The organism is Sphingobacterium sp. WOUb80 (genome assembly GCF_050058145.1).
Lineage (GTDB): Bacteria > Bacteroidota > Bacteroidia > Sphingobacteriales > Sphingobacteriaceae > Sphingobacterium.
This window is the reverse complement of the sequence record NZ_CP165617.1, coordinates 976767-994671: the sequence shown is the minus strand read 5'-3', so window position 1 is coordinate 994671 and position 17905 is coordinate 976767. Positions and strand designations below refer to the sequence as shown.

Genomic DNA, 17905 nt, shown 5'->3' with positions numbered 1-17905 from the left:
TCATTAACTTAAAACATATATTAATGGACATATAAGCAGATGAAGCTTTCCACGTTTACCCCTTATACCAAGTCATTTAGAAAGGCTTTTTTGATCATTCCCTTTTTTGTAGTGATTGATGTGTTTTGCGAAATTATACAACCTCGTCTAATGTCTGTCATTGTTGATGACGGGATCCTACATAAAGATATCAACTACATTTTGAAGATTGGATTGGCCATGATCGGGTTAGCCATCGTTGCTATCGTCGCCAATTTGTGCAACATCTATTATTCTGCACATGCTTCTGTGGGTTTCGCAACGAATCTCCGGACCGCTTTATTCCGAAAAATACAGTCTTTTGCATTTGCAGATACCGACTATTTCAGTTCAGCCTCGCTTACAACACGGCTCACCAACGATACCAATATGATGCAGCAGGTCATGATGATGTGTCTGCGCATGCTCCTAAGGGCACCGCTCATGATGGTTTTTGCCATTATCTTTGCAGTTTCCATTAATAAGGATCTGTCCATCGTAATGGCCATTGCATTGCCTATATTGGCCTTGAGTATTTTCATTTTATTGCGTAAAGGACTCCCCTTTTTCATCAAAATGCAACAGGCTGTTGACCGCGTTAATAGTGTTGTGCAGGAAAATCTGCTCAATGTGCGAGTGGTAAAGGCTTTTGTACGGCAGGACTTTGAGAAAAAGAAATTTGAAAAAGTGAATTTCGATCTGATGGATCTTGCCACCAGGGCCTCGAGCATCGTTGTACTTATTATGCCAGTCATGCAATTGGTGATGGGCTTATCGCTCGTTGCGGTGACCTGGTTTGGTGGACAAAAAGTAATGACAGGCACTCTTGCGCTGGGTGGTTTGATGTCCTTCCTAAGTTATATCACGCAGATACTTATTTCCTTGATGCTGCTTTCCCTGACATTCATGATGATTTCAAGGGCAATCGCTTCTGGCGACAGAATTGAAGAAGTTTTGGAAAAAAAAGCCTCGTTAACGAATACCGAAGAAGGACTCAAGAACAAATATGCCATCACGGCAGGACGAATAGCATTCCAGCAAGTCACTTTCCGTTACAACAGACAAAGTGAGAAACCTAATCTCGATAATATAAGCTTCGAAGTGAAGCCTGCGAGCATACTTGCTATAATTGGCGGAACAGGTTCTGGAAAGAGCACTTTGGTCCAATTAATACCACGACTGTACGATGTGTCTAAAGGTTCGGTATTGGTGGATGGCATTGATGTCAGAAATTACAAATTGCAGGAACTGCGCAGCCAGATTGCGATTGTATTGCAGCAGAATCAGCTTTTTTCAGGTACGATTTTAGAAAATCTTAAATGGGGAAATGAACAAGCAACAGAAGAAGACATTTATACTGCGGCCCGAATTGCCTGCGCTGACGACTTTATACGCTCCTTTCCCAATGGTTATCAGACGCTATTGGGACAAGGAGGAGTGAATGTTTCTGGCGGGCAAAAACAACGAATTTGTATCGCAAGGGCATTATTGAAGAAACCTAAAATCTTGATTATGGACGACAGCACAAGTGCGGTTGACATTAATACAGACCGAAAAATACGGGAAGGTCTAAAAAAGCACTTGCAAGACACCACACTATTGATTATCGCACAGCGCATTTCCAGTGTCATGCATGCCGACCAGATCTTGGTCATGGAAGAAGGCCGGATTGTCGGTAGCGGATCACATGATGTACTGCTGCAGACAAATACGATCTATCAGGAAATTTATCAGTCCCAACACCTGCAAAAAGAAGAAGTCTAATGAGTACCTCAAACAAATCCATCCCTGTAAGTTTACCCGGCCCAGGTAATTCAAGACGCATTAAAAATGAAAAGCCTCAACAGGGTTTTAAGGCTTTGTGGCGATTGATGCGCTACCTTTCTTCACAACGGCTGATGCTTCTGCTGATTTTAATTTCGCTTCTGCTGGGAACGGCCGGAACGCTTGCGGGAAACTACCTTTTACGGCCTGCGATCAACAATTATGTATTGAAAAAAGACATTGTCGGCCTAGGGCATATCGCTTTGGTAATGATCGGAATCTATATCGCCACAGGAATTTTCAACATGTTGCAATATCGGCTTACGATACGCGTTGCACAGAAAACGATTTCCAACCTCCGAAACGATTTGTTCGACCGCATGCAGTATCTACCTTTGCAATTTTACGATACACATCAGCATGGTGACCTGATGAGTCGCTTTACCAATGATATGGATACGGTCAGCGACGCCCTAAATAATAGTATTACACAGCTTTTAATCAGCTCAATCACTTTGTTGGGGACACTCGCCCTTATGGTGTATATCAGCCCTATACTCTCGGTTATTGCACTGATCATGATCCCATTGATGTTATATCTGGCAAAACTGATCATCAACAAAAGCAAGAGCTTTTTTGCGGCCAACCAAGCAGCACTTGGCAACGCCAATGGCTATGTGGAAGAAATGATCAGTGGGCAAAAGGTTGTAAAGGTTTTTGGACATGAAAATGCCGCTATCGAACAATTTGAGAAACTGAATCAGGTACTACGGGAAAAAGCAACAAAAGCGCAGTTCTATTCTGGAATGATGATGCCGTTGATGGCTAATATGAGCACCATCAATTACGCACTGACCACCATTGCTGGCGGTATTCTCGTGATCACGCGCGGATTTGATTTGGGGGGATTAACTGCATTTTTACAATATGCGCGACAATTTGGACGACCTGTGAATGAGATTTCCAGCCAATACAATAGCCTTCAGGCAGCCCTTGCTGGAGCAGAACGCATTTTCGCAGTCATTGATACCGCCCCTGAAAGTGAAACAATCGATTCTCTGCCAATACCGACGCCATTGCAGGGCCAGGTAACACTATCGCATGTAAATTTTGGCTATGTGCCCCAAAAACAGGTTTTATTTGATATTGACATCGACGTAAAACCAGGACAAAAGATCGCTTTCGTAGGTGAGACCGGTGCCGGCAAGTCAACTATTATTAATTTACTACCTCGCTTCTACCCTTTGCTATCGGGAGATATTCTTTTAGACAAAACATCAATTTTTAAACTGGATCGAAATGAACTACGAAAAAAACTGTCTATTGTATTTCAGGATACCCACCTATTTACCGATACCGTAATGGAAAATATCCGTTATGGCAGGCTCAATGCAACGGATGAGGAAGTAATAGCCGCAGCGAAGCTTGCTGCTGCAGATAGCTTTATCATGCAGTTGCCCCTGGGATATAAAACCGAATTGACCAATGACGGGGCCAATCTAAGTCAGGGACAAAGGCAGTTAATTAACATCGCACGGGCGACAGTGGCCGATACGCCAATTTTAATATTGGATGAAGCGACCAGTTCGATCGATACACGAACTGAAATCGCTATTCAGGAAGGAATCGACCGCCTAATGCAGAATAAAACCAGCTTCGTCATCGCACACAGACTTTCCACCATAAGGAATGCCGACATGATCTGCCTGATCGAAAAAGGAACAATTGCCGAATTCGGTTCGCATGCTGAATTATTAAAGCAAAAAGGGAAATACTATCGTCTATATATGGGGCAGTTTGACTGATCCTTTCGGAGGCCTTTAAATTACGGTCATTTCATTGCAGATAGCTTAAATATTTCCGCCAGGTATCTCAGTAATTTGCTTAAGATACTGACAGGACAAAGCACCCAACAGCATATTGACAAAAAACTAATTGAAAAACAAAGGAGAAATTGCCAACAAAGGCACTTTCTGTTACCAGATTGCTTATGAATTAGGCTTTGAACATGCACAGTCATTCAGCAAATTGTTTAAAACCAAACTTTTCCCCCGGACTTTCGAACTAGCCTTCATAAAGTTATTGAAAGCTAACCATGACCACCAAATGACCGTTGGATTCGAAAAAAATGGCCCATCTGGGCATGGACAATATATTTTAACGGGTGAAAATAAAAAAAATAAACAGCAGATCAGGCAATATCGATTGCCTAATCTGCTGTTTGAATCAACAAAGATTATTTTTCTTTTTGATCTTTAATTGCATCCTTAATCGCTTTTGTCTCTTCAGCAGTCTTTGCACTTATTTGATCTTTATACTTATCAAATTCATCAGAGACCTTATCAGCCACATGGCCTGCTGTCTCACTAATTGAGGAAGATACTTGTTCATACTCCGCCTTCACTTTATCGGCTACTTCTTCGTATGTATGTTTTGCCTGCCCTTTGAGCTCCTTGGTTTTTTCCTTAATTTTTTTTCGTGTTTTTTTTCCACTATTCGGTGCCACTAATAGACCGACCAATGTACCAAGTGCTGCTCCCGCCACCATTGCGAGAAGTAATCCCGTTGGATTATTTTTTCCATTGCACATCTTTAATTTCTTTAAACAATCGTAATTAAGCATATATTTCAAAATGATTATGTTGTTAAAAATCTACAAGACCTAACAATAAAAGCAAAAGATTAGTTTGTCATATTTTAAATACTGTACAACAAACTAGATTGCGGCATCACATAGAAGGAAAAACGCCAAAGATGAGTATTCGCGAACCGTCTGGATCAAATATCTCTACTGGACTCGACTTTTTAGCTTTGATCACGATGCAGTGTTAATTTTCTTTTGTTTGAAGTATTGAAAAATGGCTACAATAATAAAAAGCACAAAAAGGACAAGAAGGGTCTGTCCAATAATTGGATCATTTATATCCTTTGCCAAAGGATGTCCGATTGGAACTCTGGTCAAGGTCTCATTAACGGTGGGCACCAGCGACAAGAAAAAACTGAATGACCATAGAAAATTTTCAAAATACCGAGCCTTCGTACTATTTTTCTTTGTTGCGTATAACCAATAAGCGACCGTTATAAGAACAAAGATGAAGAGTGAAAAAACATGTCCGACATTGAAGCCTCCCTGTTTCGAAATTCCTAATGCCGTAAGGGAAGTGATGACTGTCGCATAAAAATATAACTTTCCCGATAATACGTTAAGATTGATCTTACCGTAGCTGATAAATCCTAATAGAGCGCCTAAAAGTGCTGTTAGACCGATAACCGTGTGGAAAACTCCTAAACCTGATAAATTCATTTTTTCTATTTTTAACGTTGATAATTTCAAAAAAACTGTTCCTGTAAGGTCGTTGTTACGCTTTCATTGAACAATTTTATTGGAGTAACATCCCCTTAATGGAACACTACAAAGTTGCAATAGAATAGAGAAAATGACTTTTTGATTTCGTTCAAAGATTTGACATTTTAGTTCAAAAAACAGGACTACAATCTTATTGGAGAAAACTTAGGCCCCTGAATAAAAATGGAATATCAAAAACAGTAAGTCACCGTTGTTAGTTATTTGCTTTTAAGCTGTCGACGATAATTTGTTGGCGATATATTGTATTTGTCACTAAAACTCTTTGTAAATGTTGCGAGGTCGTTAAATCCACACTTAAAGGCAATTTCGGAAACACGCTGATCTGAAACCAAAAGGAGTTCTGCTGCTTTTTCGAGCTTCTTATTTTTAATATAGCTGGCAGGTGTATCATGATATATTTTAGCAAATTCTCTTTTAAATGAAGAAATACTTAGATTATTCTGTTCTGCAAGCTGCTCAATGGTCAATTGGGAAAAGAGATTGGCTTCAATGATCTGTTTAAACGAATAGGTACTTGAAGAAAAAAGCTGTGATAATATCACCCGTATGACCGACGCGTTTCTCGTTTGAGACAGGAGTAATATAATTTCTTTTAATTTGAGCACCAGTATGTCTTCATTGATCAATGAAGGATTTTCAAAATAGAACAGCAAGCCTTCCACATATTTCTGGATCAGGAAATCATTGTCAATTTTTTCTTTTGATTGGTTTGAAATGACATTTTCAGGTTCATGCAGCAACGATGGCAACTCTCTATCGTACACTTTCTTCAAGGTATCTGGATAAAAAGTGACGATTAACAGCTGACAATCTTGCGTTGGATTCACATTTTGGATTCGCTTTCCAGAATTAATACAATTCAGCAATAAGGAATAATGCTTCGCAATAGTTAGCTCTCCGTCATTTGCCTGGTATTGCATCTCCCCTTCCAGCACATAGAGGAAGCAAGCCTGTTCCGCTACTGGAAATTCAAATGTAAATGGTGCCTTCAATGCAATTTTTTGCATCATAGGTCTTCCAAATAGCTCATATTTTTTGTAATCATTTACCATTGTGCCGCTCAATTTCTCAAATTTAACGATTGAGTTCGGTATAATTAAAATGACAGTTGTGCAATAGAGTCTTATTTTTCAAAATTCCGTTAAAATAGATTCTTCCAATTGATGTACTTCAAATTGGTTAAACGCCTGTTGATATTAGTCTAAATTTACGTCTATTTTAACACCAAGATCTTTGCTACTTGCCTTTAAAACATGATCTACCCAAATACATAACATAGGCTGTTTTCCGGGTTTGTTTTGATCCCAGTCTTCTTTCCAGACAATGTCTATTGTTTTCCCGTGATAGTCGAGGTTTCCGAGGTAAAAATAATCCATTTTGCCCGCAGGTATCAGCGGCTGAACCTGAAAGCTATTGTGATGGGCTGCCTTAAAACCAATGAGATCTGCTATGATCATGTCTGGATAGGTTGAATGAAAATAATCATTCTGCCCACCAAATTGCTCACCATCACTAGGTATATACCATTCACCGATATTTGGGTGGGCATAACCGTGAAGTCGTGTAAGCTTCATAATTTGTTCGTATAGGGTCTCTTTGTCCTGCGCAGTGATTTGATTTTTATAATTTCTTAAATAGTTGCTGTATGCCTTATAGACGACCGAGTTTTGAAAAGGCCATCCTCTGCCATTCCAGGCATAAGCCTGCTCATTGTAATAGGGATGTTGCCTTTCGGCCGTGGTCATTCCTTTATGATTATTGAAACCTTTTTCGGAAGTAAACATAGCCCAGGCTACCTCATACTTTTTATTATCCTCACGCGGTATCATATTGAAATACCAGGGGCTATAACCAACGGATTCCCGCACCCGCGCTTCGTAATCCCGAACACCATAGGCGTTGTCACCAGCTGTCAAGGTATTAAAAAATCCATCATCTGAATTCCAAAGTGTTCTGAGAAATTTCTGCTGTATTTCCTGGCTTCTGACCTTATAGTAATCTGCTTTCGCCTTAGTCCCAGTCGAAGGATGCTGTTGCTCTTCCAAGCTATAGAGATTATACAATGCGTTTGTATTTCCAAAGGAATAACTTCCAACGGATGGACGCACCAAATAAAAATCAGGATAACCTTTGGTAAAGGCCAATGGAAAATCCTTCGCTGCAGTCGTATTTGCAGCCTTGTCTGTCGTCCCCCAACCTAAATAAAGATCTCTCCATGTACTATCAGTATAAATTGCATAGGCCCCTTTACTTTCAATTAAGCCTAGTACCGCCGAAAGGCTGAATTCCATGCCATCGTACAGATCCAGAATTTTGTACATACCGTCGGTCTTCGCATTGGGATTTTTCACAGTGAATAGGCTGTCCAAAAGATGCTGATGGGTCTCCATCGCTGGAAGCATCTTTTGCGTCCATGCCCGATCGGGATGAATTTTTAAAAATGATTCAATACCATCGATCATCCAGCTTGAAAAATGAACGCTTTCGGGCCTACTCAGATGGGTTAAAAAATTACCGTTTTCACGTTGATTTAATTTGGAAGCTGATCCAAGCATAAAATATTCGGCATAAGATCGAAGGTATTTTGGATCTCGAAGCCAACGTACATCGTAAAACTGATGCGCTGTTGGGCAGGTAATCGCTCCACTCAGGGATCCCCAGGCGGGATAGCCAAAAAATTCTGTTATAACCCAATATTTCTTTGAATCATGTGGATCGTAATAATCCCGAAGATGCTTGCTTATCATCCACCAACGATAATTATACACGCGACTTAAGGTATCATTGGAACTCTCAAAATACGGAATGTTATTGACCAAAAATTCTTTGTTGTTGGATTCGTCAAAGGCTCCGTCCGATTTTGGCCGGTGCTCGTAAGCATTGAACTCTTTTATGTTGTCTGTTAGATTATTTTTTGCCACTTCCTTTAAACGATCAAGTTCATGGCGATATATCGACTCCTGCTTACCCGAAAATCCCCGATTACTCGAACAGGAAAAAAGAACAGCTAAGACAAAAAAGGCTGTGCTGCTTAACACGATAGATTTTAGAAAAACGGAACGATGTTGTCTTTTCATCTGGTTAAATGGAATAGAATGAGTGCATAATTGATCTGCTATAACTTAAAAATTAGTATTAACGTCCATCCGAGGGAATCAACAGAGATTGACCGGCTTTCAACGCCGTAATTTTCTACAGGGCAATTCTTGAAGATTTATACGTAGGATCTAATCCAAGGCTATAACAAACAAGAACCTAATCAACAGAATTTTTATGACAACTCAGCATTGTGGAACAAATCAGCGCAAAATTGATACAATGTATCATATCATATCAATTTTAGTTCATGCTTTAGCGTTCAACATAGATAGTAAGAACTGTAAATCGGGGTCCTTAACAATCCTCAACAGCAATTGCTGCCCTCAACTTGGGAGGATAAGCAATGAATAGGGTTGGACAAGCATAAAAATGGATTGCATTTACGCAAAAAAGCCCGACAGGTTGTCGGGCTTTCCATGAAATTAAGGGTAATATTTTGATCAGACGATGATCGGAATATCGACATTTCCGTTGGAAACGTCTGAATTGAGCAGCTGGGTCACGATTCCTTTTTGCACTAGAAGGAGTAGAATCAAATCGCTGACTCTGCCTTTGGTCTTAACGAACAAATAAGTTAAATGATCGTCCAGATAAATCGCAGTAAATAAAATTCCCGGAACCCTGAGGTTCAGGTAATCTAAAACTTCTTTCTTCTTCGTCAGTACCGTACTACTGATCGAAAATATATGTACAAAATGGCTCATCTTATTTTTTTTTACTATCCGCTTTAATTAAAAAAAAACTAAATTCGATTGACTCCTGTCTGCCTGCCCTGCTATGGCACACATACCGATAAAGTTCATCTAGCCGATCGATGATCATTACTGATTTGTCCATATTTTCAAGTTGAAGTGCCAGATAATCTAAGAAATCCAAATTTGCATCGACTAACACAAACTCCTGATATTTTCCAATAAACTCATGTCCTATCGTAAACTCGAGTGGTCTGGTGCTTGGATTTATCAAAATACAAATACTCTTTTTCATCCTATCGGGCTTCCTTGCTATAGCCAGCCTCCGCCCAAAGAGCGATACAACATAGCTATGCTATTAAGTTTTTGAGCTTGGACTGTTGCTAGATCAATTTCTGCCTGCAGTCGGTTGGTCTGCGCAATAATCACTTCCAGATAAGTGCCTTCATTATATTTGTAAAGCAGCAGTGACTTGTCAACTATTTCCCGGGATTGTTTGATAACCTCCCCAGCAATTAAACGCTGCTCATCCAATTTCTGAATTTTCACCAATGCGTCGGAAACCTCCGCTACACCCACAAGTACCGCTTGTTTAAACTGGATTTCAGCCTGTTCGGCCATGATCTTGGATTGTTCATATTTTGTCTTTAGTTGGCGACCATTAAATATAGGCTGCGTAATCGCTCCCGCCGCAGTTCCAAAAAGCGCACCAGGAATAGTAAACCAATTGCTCGCTTTAAAAGAGTTGAGCCCACCTTGTGCTGTAATGTTCAATCCCGGATACATGCTCACCCGCGCAATGTGAACCCCGAGATAACTCTTTCGAAGATCCAGTTCTTTCGAACGCACATCAGGTCGAAAGCTCAACAATGCAGCGGGAATACCTGCAGTAAGCTGCTGGGGCACATAGACATCATCTAGACCTTTCTCCCGTTCAATGCGCCTCGGATAATTCCCTACAAGTACATTAAGCGCATTTTCCTGTATCGCAATTGCACCTTCAATATCCGGTATCCGCTTGGATACCTGCTCTTTCACCAAAAACTGTTGCTGTACAGCCAAAGCCGTTGTCATCCCCAGCGACTGTTGTTTCACCAATATCTGCCAAGTGCTGTCGGCAAAAGATAGATTCTCCTTCGTTATGGCCAGTTGCTTGTCGAGCATGAGTAGATTATAGTAAGCCTGCACAATCTCGGCGACCAGTCTCGTTTTTACCGCATTGGCTGCTTCCTTGGTTTTTAACAGCTCAATAACAGCATCCTGCTTCTGAGCTTTGAGCTTACCCCAAATATCCAGTTCCCAAGAAATATTGATGGCACTGGTATAATCTGTCGTGTAGCTCTGTCCCATAAACTGAGAAGCCATCATCCCGTTCATGCTATTATTGGACGGCCTATTGATACTGGCATTTGCCAAAGTCGCATTTACAAGTGGTGCGTAGAGCCATTTCGATTGTTTAAAACCTTCGGCAGCAATATCTATCTGTTTCATAGCGACCTGAAGATCATTATTTTTGGCCATGCCCCGGTCTATTAATTCAACGAGGACGGGATCCTTGAAAAAATCCTTATAGGTCATTTTAGCAACACTGCTATCCGCAACAGCAGCGACGTTATCAAAAGACGCTGGCAGTGCCAGATCTGTCTTTGGGGCCTGCTGTACCGAACATGAACCAAGCAATAAGATAATCAGCAAGGCAGCAAAGGCCGTAGATTTTATATGTTCCATTTTATACATTCGCACTAATTTTTAAAATTCCCATTCTGTATCATCCTTCACTGTACCACTCACTTTTTCTTGTAGAAACTGGAATACCACAAATAACAAAGGCGTCAAGAAAACACCTAAGCAGGTACCGACTAACATCCCGAAAATTGCTGCATAACCAATTGAATGATTCCCCATGGCCGATGGCCCCGTTACAAACACTAAGGGTACAATCCCTGTGATAAAGGCAAGCGAAGTCATTAGGATCGGGCGAAAACGAGCCTTTGCACCCTCCACTGCTGCTGCCACCAAACTTTTGCCTGCCTGACGCCGTTGTGAAGCAAACTCTACAATCAGAATTCCATTTTTAGCCAGCAAACCGATCAGCATCACCATAGCGATCTGTACATAGATATTATTCGCAATCCCTGCAAAGCCAATTCCAAGGAATACCCCCGAAAGTCCGACTGGAATAGCGAGCAACACAGCAAATGGCAGAATATAACTCTCATACTGAGCAGATAACAAAAAGTATACAAACACAATACACAGGATAAAGATGATGGTGGATTGCGAGGTCGATGTACTTTCTTCACGACTCATCCCTTTATAGTCGTAGGTATATCCCGGAGGGAGCACCTGCTGACTAACTTCCTTAATGGCCTGCATAGCTTGACCAGTACTAAATCCTGGAGCCGGCATGACCGTCAAATTAGAAGCATTAAACAGATTGAATCGTTCCACCACTTCAGGTCCTGTAATAGCCTTTAAAGTCACCACACTGTTAACAGGAACCATCTCCTGATTCGCATTTTTAACAAAAATGCTACTTAAAGATTTTTCGTCTGTCCGGGTATCAGGTGTTGCCTGAACAAGAACCCTATAATACTTGCCAAAGCGATTGAAATCCGATGCCTGAATACTGCCATAATAACCTTGCACCACTTGAAGAACATCACGTACAGCTAAACCAAACTGAGCAGCTTTTGTCTCATCTACAACAACTTCATACTGCGGATAAGAAACATCGAATGTCGTAAAAGCTACCGCAACTTCAGGACGCTGCATCAATGCCCCCATCATACCATAAGAGATATTGCCCAAGCTCTGTAAAGAAGAGTTTGTACGGTCCTGCAAAACGAGTTCCATTCCACTCGAATTTCCAAAACCTTCTACCGTAGGAGTATTTAGCACTAAGAAATTTGCCCGTTTATCTGTTGACAACATTCCTTGGAGCTGTCCCATTACGGCATTCAGTTCCTTCACTTCTCCGCGCTCTTTTACTTCTTTCAGCCGAATAAAAAATGTCCCCGAAGCTGAAGACATAGCTCCGGAAAATAAATTTAGACCATTCACAGAAATGACTTCCCTAATAGCTGGATAGGCCATAAGCTTATGTTCTGTATCAGTTAAAAGCTTTGTTGTGCGATCTTTCGATGTACCAGCCGGCAAATTGGCGGTCACAATAATAAAAGATTGATCTTCATCCGGTATAAACCCTTTTGGCGTGGTGAGCGAAAACCAGGTAAACAGACCTGCAAAGACAAATAAAATCCCTAGGCCAAGCCATTTTTTCTTGATCAGAAACAACACCGATTTACCATAACGGAAAGTAAGTTTATCAAATGAAGCATTAAAAGCTTTGAAGAATCGCTGTTTAAAGTTCAATTTCTCTTCAGCATGACCATGGTTTCCCTTCAACAATAACGCACAAAGCGCAGGACTAAGAGTCAGTGCATTAACAGCAGAAATAACAATGGAGATAGCTAGGGTCAATGCGAATTGTTTATAAAATAGACCTGTAGACCCTTCCATAAATGCAACAGGTATAAATACGGCCGACATCACTAAGGTGATTGATACAATCGCACCTGAAATTTCACCCATGGCAGATACTGTCGCCGCCTTGGCGCCCAATTTGCGGCGTTCCATCTTAGCATGTACAGCCTCGACAACAACAATAGCATCATCGACCACAATACCGATGGCAAGAACCAGTGCAAACAAGGTGAGGATATTGATGGAGAACCCAAATAGATTCATAAAGAAAAATGTTCCCACAATGGATACCGGAACAGCTATCGCCGGAATCAAAGTAGAACGAAAATCCTGCAAAAAGATAAATACAACAATAAAAACCAGAATGAAAGCCTCTATTAAGGTTTTTATAACCTGGCTAATAGACTGATCCAATGACTCCTTGGTTGCGTAGGGAATTTTATATTCCATTTTGCCCGGGAACGATTTAGATAGTTCTTCCATACGGTTTTGAAGGGCGATCTGCACCTCATTAGCGTTCGAACCACTCATCTGGAATATAGCCATGGTAACGGAAGGCTTTTTATTATAGTTGGACTGTACGGTATAGCTATAAGCTGCAAATTCGACCTTAGCAAGGTCCTTTAATCGAAGGATAGAACCATCGTTCTGCGCTTTTACAATTATATTCTCATATTGCTCCGGCTCGGTATACTTTCCTTTATACCGCATAACATATTCTTTTACCTCTGTGGACTGTTCGCCAAACCGGCCTGGTGCAGCTTCCAGATTTTGCGCCTGTATTGCTGCCGACACATCATTGGGTGTCAAGTTGTATGCATTCAGCTTATCCGGATCTAACCAAACCCGCATCGAGTAATCTTTATTTCCATAAACCATAGCATCACCGACGCCTTTGATCCTTTTCAGCTCAGGTACAACATTGATTTTGGTATAGTTTTCCAGAAATAGATCATCCATGCTGCCATCTTCACTGGTCAGAGTAACCATAGCAATCATACTATTCTGTCTTTTTATTGTTGTAATACCACTTTGGATTACCTCTGCCGGCAACTGGTTGGTCACCTGGGAGACCCTATTTTGCACATTTATGGCCGCCTGATCCGGATCAGTACCTAATTTAAAAATTACAGTAATGGTTAGCGAGCCATCATTACTCGCGACAGAGCTTATATAATCCATATTTTCCACTCCATTGATTGCATTTTCCAAGGGTGGTGCCACAGATCGTCCAATAGTCTCGGCATTCGCGCCTGGATAAACAGCAGTTACAGTAACCGTGGGCGGCGCGATGTCCGGAAATTTAGTAATGGGAAGGCCGAGCATCCCTACTACCCCCAGGATAACAAGCAATACAGAGATCACCGTCGCCAGCACGGGACGTTTTATAATTTGTTTTAACATGAAAATCAAGTATTTTATTTGTGTTCAACTGGGGACTTTTCAACGACTGACATTCCTGCCTGTAATCGCTCAAAACCTTGAGAAATGTATCTATCCCCTACTTTCAGTCCCTTAGACAAGATAAAGCTATCGCCAGATTTGCCAACGGTTTCAACCGGCAATTGAACGACCTTCCCGCCCTTGTCAGCCGTATAGACAAAAATTTTGTCTTGATAGGTTACCGTGGAGGCTATTGGCAATAGTGGAACCTGTGTGATATTCTTTTTCATCTGCACTTTGCCGGTATTACCACTCCGCAGGATATCTTTCGGATTATCAAATTTGGCCCGCAAGGTTATCGAACCTGTTGATTTATTAAATTGACCTTCAACGGCGTCAATCTTTCCTTTTAGATCATATTCGCGACCATCTGACAACAACAAGGTAACTGGGGCTGTGCTCTTTAGCTTCTCGGCCATGGAATTTCCGGGATGCTGATTCTGGAAGGCTACAAAATCATTTTCGCTGAGGCTAAAATAGGCGTAAACCTGTTTATTATCTGAAATAATTGTCAGAGCCTCTTGGTTGGATGGCGACAATAAACTCCCCAAACGGTAATTAAACCGGCCCACATAACCGTTCACAGGCGCTTTAATAACCGCAAAGTCAATATTAATCTGTGCTGATTTAATAGCAGATTCGGCCTGTGCTACCGCGGCTTTAGCTCCAAGATAAGCCGCATTGGCTTCCTGGACCTGCAGCTCCGAAACAATTTTGCTGCGGACGAGTTCCGTTTTTCGATCCAGATCTATCTTGGCTGTTATCAAATTAGCCGATGCTGACTGCAAAGATGCTTTCGAATTGTTCAGCTGCTCTTGATAAACACGATCTTCTACTTTAAAAAGTGGCTGCCCCACTCTTACGTAAGCCCCCTCATCAATATAAATTTTACTCAAGTAACCTGTCACCTGTGGCCTGATTTCAATATTTGACAGGCCTTCTATGGCGCAGGTATAATCATTTTGTACCAGTGCATCACCAACTTCTACTGCCGCAAAGCTGACCTCAGCCGGCCCTCCTTGATACCCTCCTTCAGTAGATCTATTACCGCAGGACATAAACAGCATGGGCACAAGAAAGAGTGTCGATGATTTAACAACGAAATTTCGCTTCATAAGTATATTATTGCTTTATTTATTCAGTGTTTACAAAATTACCAAAAATTAAAACTATATAACTTAACGTTAAGACTCCATTTCTTGTCAAAAAGACAACAATGAAACATCTAAAATTCCGATCACGCTAAAAATCCTCTGCAATATCGGACATTAAAGACAGTAAAATGACATTATTAATTTTTTATAAAATGAAAGCCAGCATTAATAATTAGAAAATTTCAGGAAAATAAAATAGAAATAATTAATCTTATTAGTTAATATAAATCACATAAATCTAAAACTCCACACTCACTTTATAGCAGCTCGGATTTTTGCCCGTTAATTTTTTAAAGAATTTGCTGAACGTAGCTTGATCTGCGAACGAAAGTTTCACAGCGACATCTTTAACGCTGAACTTATTATTTTTCAGCAGTACCTTCGCCTCGATAAGTAGCACATTATTGATAATCTCCTTGGGGCTTTTGGTCAAAGTTGTATTTAGCACCTTCGTTAAATACTTTCTGCTGATCGCAAGCTTATCGGCATAGAACTGTACATCATGATTGTTAATATAATGTTGATTGACGAGATTAAAAAAATCTGCTGTAATAGCTTCAAGTCGAGGGGAAATATGGCTTTGCTGTTCAAGATACCTGTTAAAATTCTGCACTTCATACATCAACAGCGAAAAATGATGCCATATCATATCGTTGGAATAGTCGATCCGATCGCGACTAACATTCAGGAACCCGAGCTGGGTGATATGGTAGTCGACTCTAAAGAAGATCTTTTCCTGTTTTGATAAGATATAAGAAGGCGTACTGGAGAAACTTTTCAGAATATCGTTGGTCTTATAATTGAAACCTGCCTCCTCGATCAATTTCTGCGTGAAATATATACTTTTCATCTGCATATCTGGTGATATGGTGTGGATCACAAAGGCTTCCATAGGGCCACAGAATAAAACATCTCCAGCTGAAGCGACGAATTTCCGCGCGCCAACGCTAAACTCAACGGTCCCCTGTTTGATCAAAATCAGCGCATAATATTCTGAACGATAATAGAAATCAAGGTAAAGGGAAAAATTTGTAGCATCCTCCTCGGCAACTAAGTAATTGTCATTTTTTACCGGAAACAAGGATGTCCCTAATGCATTACTTAACTGCATTAACGTTACAGTTTTTAGATCAACAAATTTTGTTCCCATAATGATGCTTGTACCAATAAATTAGAAGTCCCATTTGATTCCCACTAGACCAGATTATATTCCTGAAATGCGATAAGTAAAAGAGAAAAATAGCGGGGCTAAATTAACCAATAGGCGCTTCTTTTTGTAAGTGAAAACAGAAATATTTCTTTCAAATGACCTTAAGTCCCCTCTTCATCAGCTGCTTTTCAGCCGGTATTGCTATTCTTCTTTCCGGATCCATTTTTAGATATTCCGGGCTTGAGCCTAAAATATTATGAAAGAGAATGGTATTTTTTATGTAAAAAGCCAAATATTCCCATTTTTACATAAAAAAGTATCTTTTTCATATTCTTTCTACTGCTATTCTAAGCTACATTTGTTCCATAAGTAAACTTGACTCAAGAGAAGTAATTGCCAAAATGAATGGAGATGCCTATCTCATCATTTTAAATTTCTGAATTGATTCGATAAGAATACTGTAAAAAGAATCCTACAATACTACACTGAAAAACATTTTGTGGAACGACGCTGTCGTTCCACATTTTTAATCTATTAAACCGCTCTTCACCCAACCTTCTAAGGCAGCCACATTAGCTTTATAAAATAGACAAAACGTATTTTGATGCCTGTAATCGCGTTGGCTTCATCCCCCTATCAATAAGACCATCTACTTTCGATCGTCACCTCGTGGAATAAATAGTATTTTTCACCTGTTTTGACAAAAATTATTCTTTTTGGGTCAACGTGCAAGTGGACAATTTAATTATATTTATAGGAGTATAACCTATTTTAATAACCAAAATAAATTATGAAAAAAATATATTTTTTGTTTACCATTCTCATCGGATTGCTAAGTTGTAACTCAGCGGTGGAGTCCAGTATCCCCGATGATGCTAAGAAGGCTGATATCTTCGCTAAAGCATTTATTGAAAAAATTATTAATGGCCAAATTGATAGTGCAGTCGCTAATGTAGATCCTTCTGTAACGAATAGCGATGCTATGGCTTATATCAAAAATGCCAATAAAGCGCTTTCTGGAGAGAAGATAAAACAAATTAAATTGATCGAATGCAATTGGACTCATGGAATTTCTTCAAATGCTGGCGTAAGTTCCAACTATAAATTTACTTATGAATATCAATTACAAAAATCGACCGCTTTGTTCGCACTCGTCGTAAAAGATAATCACGAAAAACTCTCTCTATCAGCATTTGAGGGAAAATTTATTGACGCCCAATTATCTGAGTCCACAAAATTCACATTTGCCGGTAAATCAATCGTGCACTACACTTTTGCTTTTCTTTTAATTGTAGTTCCACTATTTATTATAGCCACATTTATAGTGATGCTGAAAACTAAAATTAAAACCAATAAAAAAATAATGTGGGGATTTATTATTCTTTTGTTAGCCTTTCCGAGATTCGCCCTAAATTGGAATACCGGCGACATAGACTTCAAACTGCTTAATTTTAGTATCCTTGGCGGAGGAGCCATTAAAGAATCTATCTATGCCGCATGGTATATTTATTTCAGTCTTCCCATTGGCGCCGTTATTTTCTGGATAAAACGTCGAGACTTACAAAATGAAGCTATTTTGGATGAAGAAAGTGAAGCTTTTGAATGGCAAAATGCAAATGAAACTCCGAAAGAAGAAAATTAAAAAAAGAGCTTTCTTTACTCATAAAGGAAGCTCTTTTTTTATAAAGGAATTTATCTTTGACAGCTCGCCGGCTTTTTCATGCTTTAGTCG

At 40.1% G+C, this 17905-nt stretch carries 14 protein-coding genes; 4 read left to right on the top strand and 10 right to left on the bottom strand.

The annotated features are described in order from the left end of the window. The first annotated feature begins 39 nt into the window (after positions 1–39). From AB1Z56_RS03940 to AB1Z56_RS03930, 3 genes are all read left to right on the top strand, one after another. The gene (locus tag AB1Z56_RS03940) at positions 40–1782 is read left to right on the top strand and encodes an ABC transporter ATP-binding protein (RefSeq protein WP_426791141.1); all 1743 of its coding nucleotides are present in this window, start codon (positions 40–42) and stop codon (positions 1780–1782) included. Beyond that, positions 1782–3587 (top strand): ABC transporter ATP-binding protein, encoded by a 1806-nt coding sequence (locus AB1Z56_RS03935; protein ID WP_426791140.1) that lies wholly within the window; start codon positions 1782–1784, stop codon positions 3585–3587. The genes AB1Z56_RS03940 and AB1Z56_RS03935 overlap by 1 nt, the downstream gene beginning before the upstream one ends. Positions 3588–3717: 130 nt before the next feature. Further along, positions 3718–4041 (top strand): hypothetical protein, encoded by a 324-nt coding sequence (locus AB1Z56_RS03930; protein WP_426791139.1) that lies wholly within the window; start codon positions 3718–3720, stop codon positions 4039–4041. Here AB1Z56_RS03930 and AB1Z56_RS03925 read toward each other — a convergent pair. The 10 genes from AB1Z56_RS03925 to AB1Z56_RS03880 form a co-directional block, all read right to left on the bottom strand. After that, the gene (locus AB1Z56_RS03925) at positions 4019–4405 is read right to left on the bottom strand and encodes a YtxH domain-containing protein (RefSeq protein WP_426791138.1); all 387 of its coding nucleotides are present in this window, start codon (positions 4403–4405) and stop codon (positions 4019–4021) included. The two genes, AB1Z56_RS03930 and AB1Z56_RS03925, sit on opposite strands and share 23 nt — an antisense overlap. 192 nt (positions 4406–4597) lie before the next feature. Next, positions 4598–5086 carry a hypothetical protein gene (locus AB1Z56_RS03920; RefSeq protein ID WP_426791137.1) on the bottom strand — a complete coding sequence of 163 codons (489 nt, stop codon included), beginning with the start codon at positions 5084–5086 and terminating at the stop codon, positions 4598–4600. Between the two features lie 260 nt (positions 5087–5346). Then, positions 5347–6159, bottom strand: coding sequence for an AraC family transcriptional regulator (locus tag AB1Z56_RS03915; protein WP_426791136.1), 813 nt, complete (start codon positions 6157–6159; stop codon positions 5347–5349). 186 nt (positions 6160–6345) lie between these two features. Then, positions 6346–8226, bottom strand: a complete 1881-nt coding sequence (locus AB1Z56_RS03910) for an MGH1-like glycoside hydrolase domain-containing protein (RefSeq protein WP_426791135.1) — start codon at positions 8224–8226, stop codon at positions 6346–6348. 462 nt (positions 8227–8688) lie between these two features. Continuing rightward, positions 8689–8952 (bottom strand): hypothetical protein, encoded by a 264-nt coding sequence (locus AB1Z56_RS03905; RefSeq protein ID WP_309361244.1) that lies wholly within the window; start codon positions 8950–8952, stop codon positions 8689–8691. Position 8953: 1 nt separating this feature from the next. Next, positions 8954–9235: a hypothetical protein gene (locus AB1Z56_RS03900; protein WP_426791134.1), complete on the bottom strand. Its 282-nt coding sequence runs from the start codon at positions 9233–9235 to the stop codon at positions 8954–8956. Positions 9236–9252: 17 nt separating this feature from the next. Beyond that, complete coding sequence (locus tag AB1Z56_RS03895) at positions 9253–10677, bottom strand: efflux transporter outer membrane subunit (RefSeq protein ID WP_426791133.1); 1425 nt, start codon at positions 10675–10677, stop codon at positions 9253–9255. Between the two features lie 12 nt (positions 10678–10689). Next, positions 10690–13830: an efflux RND transporter permease subunit gene (locus AB1Z56_RS03890; RefSeq protein WP_426791132.1), complete on the bottom strand. Its 3141-nt coding sequence runs from the start codon at positions 13828–13830 to the stop codon at positions 10690–10692. 14 nt (positions 13831–13844) lie between these two features. Next, complete coding sequence (locus tag AB1Z56_RS03885; RefSeq protein ID WP_309361252.1) at positions 13845–14984, bottom strand: efflux RND transporter periplasmic adaptor subunit; 1140 nt, start codon at positions 14982–14984, stop codon at positions 13845–13847. A 277-nt stretch (positions 14985–15261) separates the two neighbouring features. Continuing rightward, on the bottom strand, positions 15262–16173 hold the full coding sequence (locus AB1Z56_RS03880) for a helix-turn-helix domain-containing protein (RefSeq protein WP_426791131.1): 912 nt from the start codon (positions 16171–16173) through the stop codon (positions 15262–15264). Between the two features lie 790 nt (positions 16174–16963). Between AB1Z56_RS03880 and AB1Z56_RS03875 the strand changes: the two genes are divergently transcribed. After that, positions 16964–17815: a hypothetical protein gene (locus tag AB1Z56_RS03875; protein ID WP_313265722.1), complete on the top strand. Its 852-nt coding sequence runs from the start codon at positions 16964–16966 to the stop codon at positions 17813–17815. Positions 17816–17905 lie beyond the last annotated feature (90 nt).

Coding starts and splice junctions, on each gene's coding strand:
- AB1Z56_RS03940 (WP_426791141.1), top strand. CDS start 40: ATGAAGCTTTCCACGTTTACCCCTTATACCAAGTCATTTAGAAAGGCT.
- AB1Z56_RS03935 (WP_426791140.1), top strand. CDS start 1,782: ATGAGTACCTCAAACAAATCCATCCCTGTAAGTTTACCCGGCCCAGGT.
- AB1Z56_RS03925 (WP_426791138.1), bottom strand. CDS start 4,405: ATGCTTAATTACGATTGTTTAAAGAAATTAAAGATGTGCAATGGAAAA.
- AB1Z56_RS03920 (WP_426791137.1), bottom strand. CDS start 5,086: ATGAATTTATCAGGTTTAGGAGTTTTCCACACGGTTATCGGTCTAACA.
- AB1Z56_RS03915 (WP_426791136.1), bottom strand. CDS start 6,159: ATGATGCAAAAAATTGCATTGAAGGCACCATTTACATTTGAATTTCCA.
- AB1Z56_RS03910 (WP_426791135.1), bottom strand. CDS start 8,226: ATGAAAAGACAACATCGTTCCGTTTTTCTAAAATCTATCGTGTTAAGC.
- AB1Z56_RS03905 (WP_309361244.1), bottom strand. CDS start 8,952: ATGAGCCATTTTGTACATATATTTTCGATCAGTAGTACGGTACTGACG.
- AB1Z56_RS03900 (WP_426791134.1), bottom strand. CDS start 9,235: ATGAAAAAGAGTATTTGTATTTTGATAAATCCAAGCACCAGACCACTC.
- AB1Z56_RS03895 (WP_426791133.1), bottom strand. CDS start 10,677: ATGTATAAAATGGAACATATAAAATCTACGGCCTTTGCTGCCTTGCTG.
- AB1Z56_RS03890 (WP_426791132.1), bottom strand. CDS start 13,830: ATGTTAAAACAAATTATAAAACGTCCCGTGCTGGCGACGGTGATCTCT.
- AB1Z56_RS03885 (WP_309361252.1), bottom strand. CDS start 14,984: ATGAAGCGAAATTTCGTTGTTAAATCATCGACACTCTTTCTTGTGCCC.
- AB1Z56_RS03880 (WP_426791131.1), bottom strand. CDS start 16,173: ATGGGAACAAAATTTGTTGATCTAAAAACTGTAACGTTAATGCAGTTA.
- AB1Z56_RS03875 (WP_313265722.1), top strand. CDS start 16,964: ATGAAAAAAATATATTTTTTGTTTACCATTCTCATCGGATTGCTAAGT.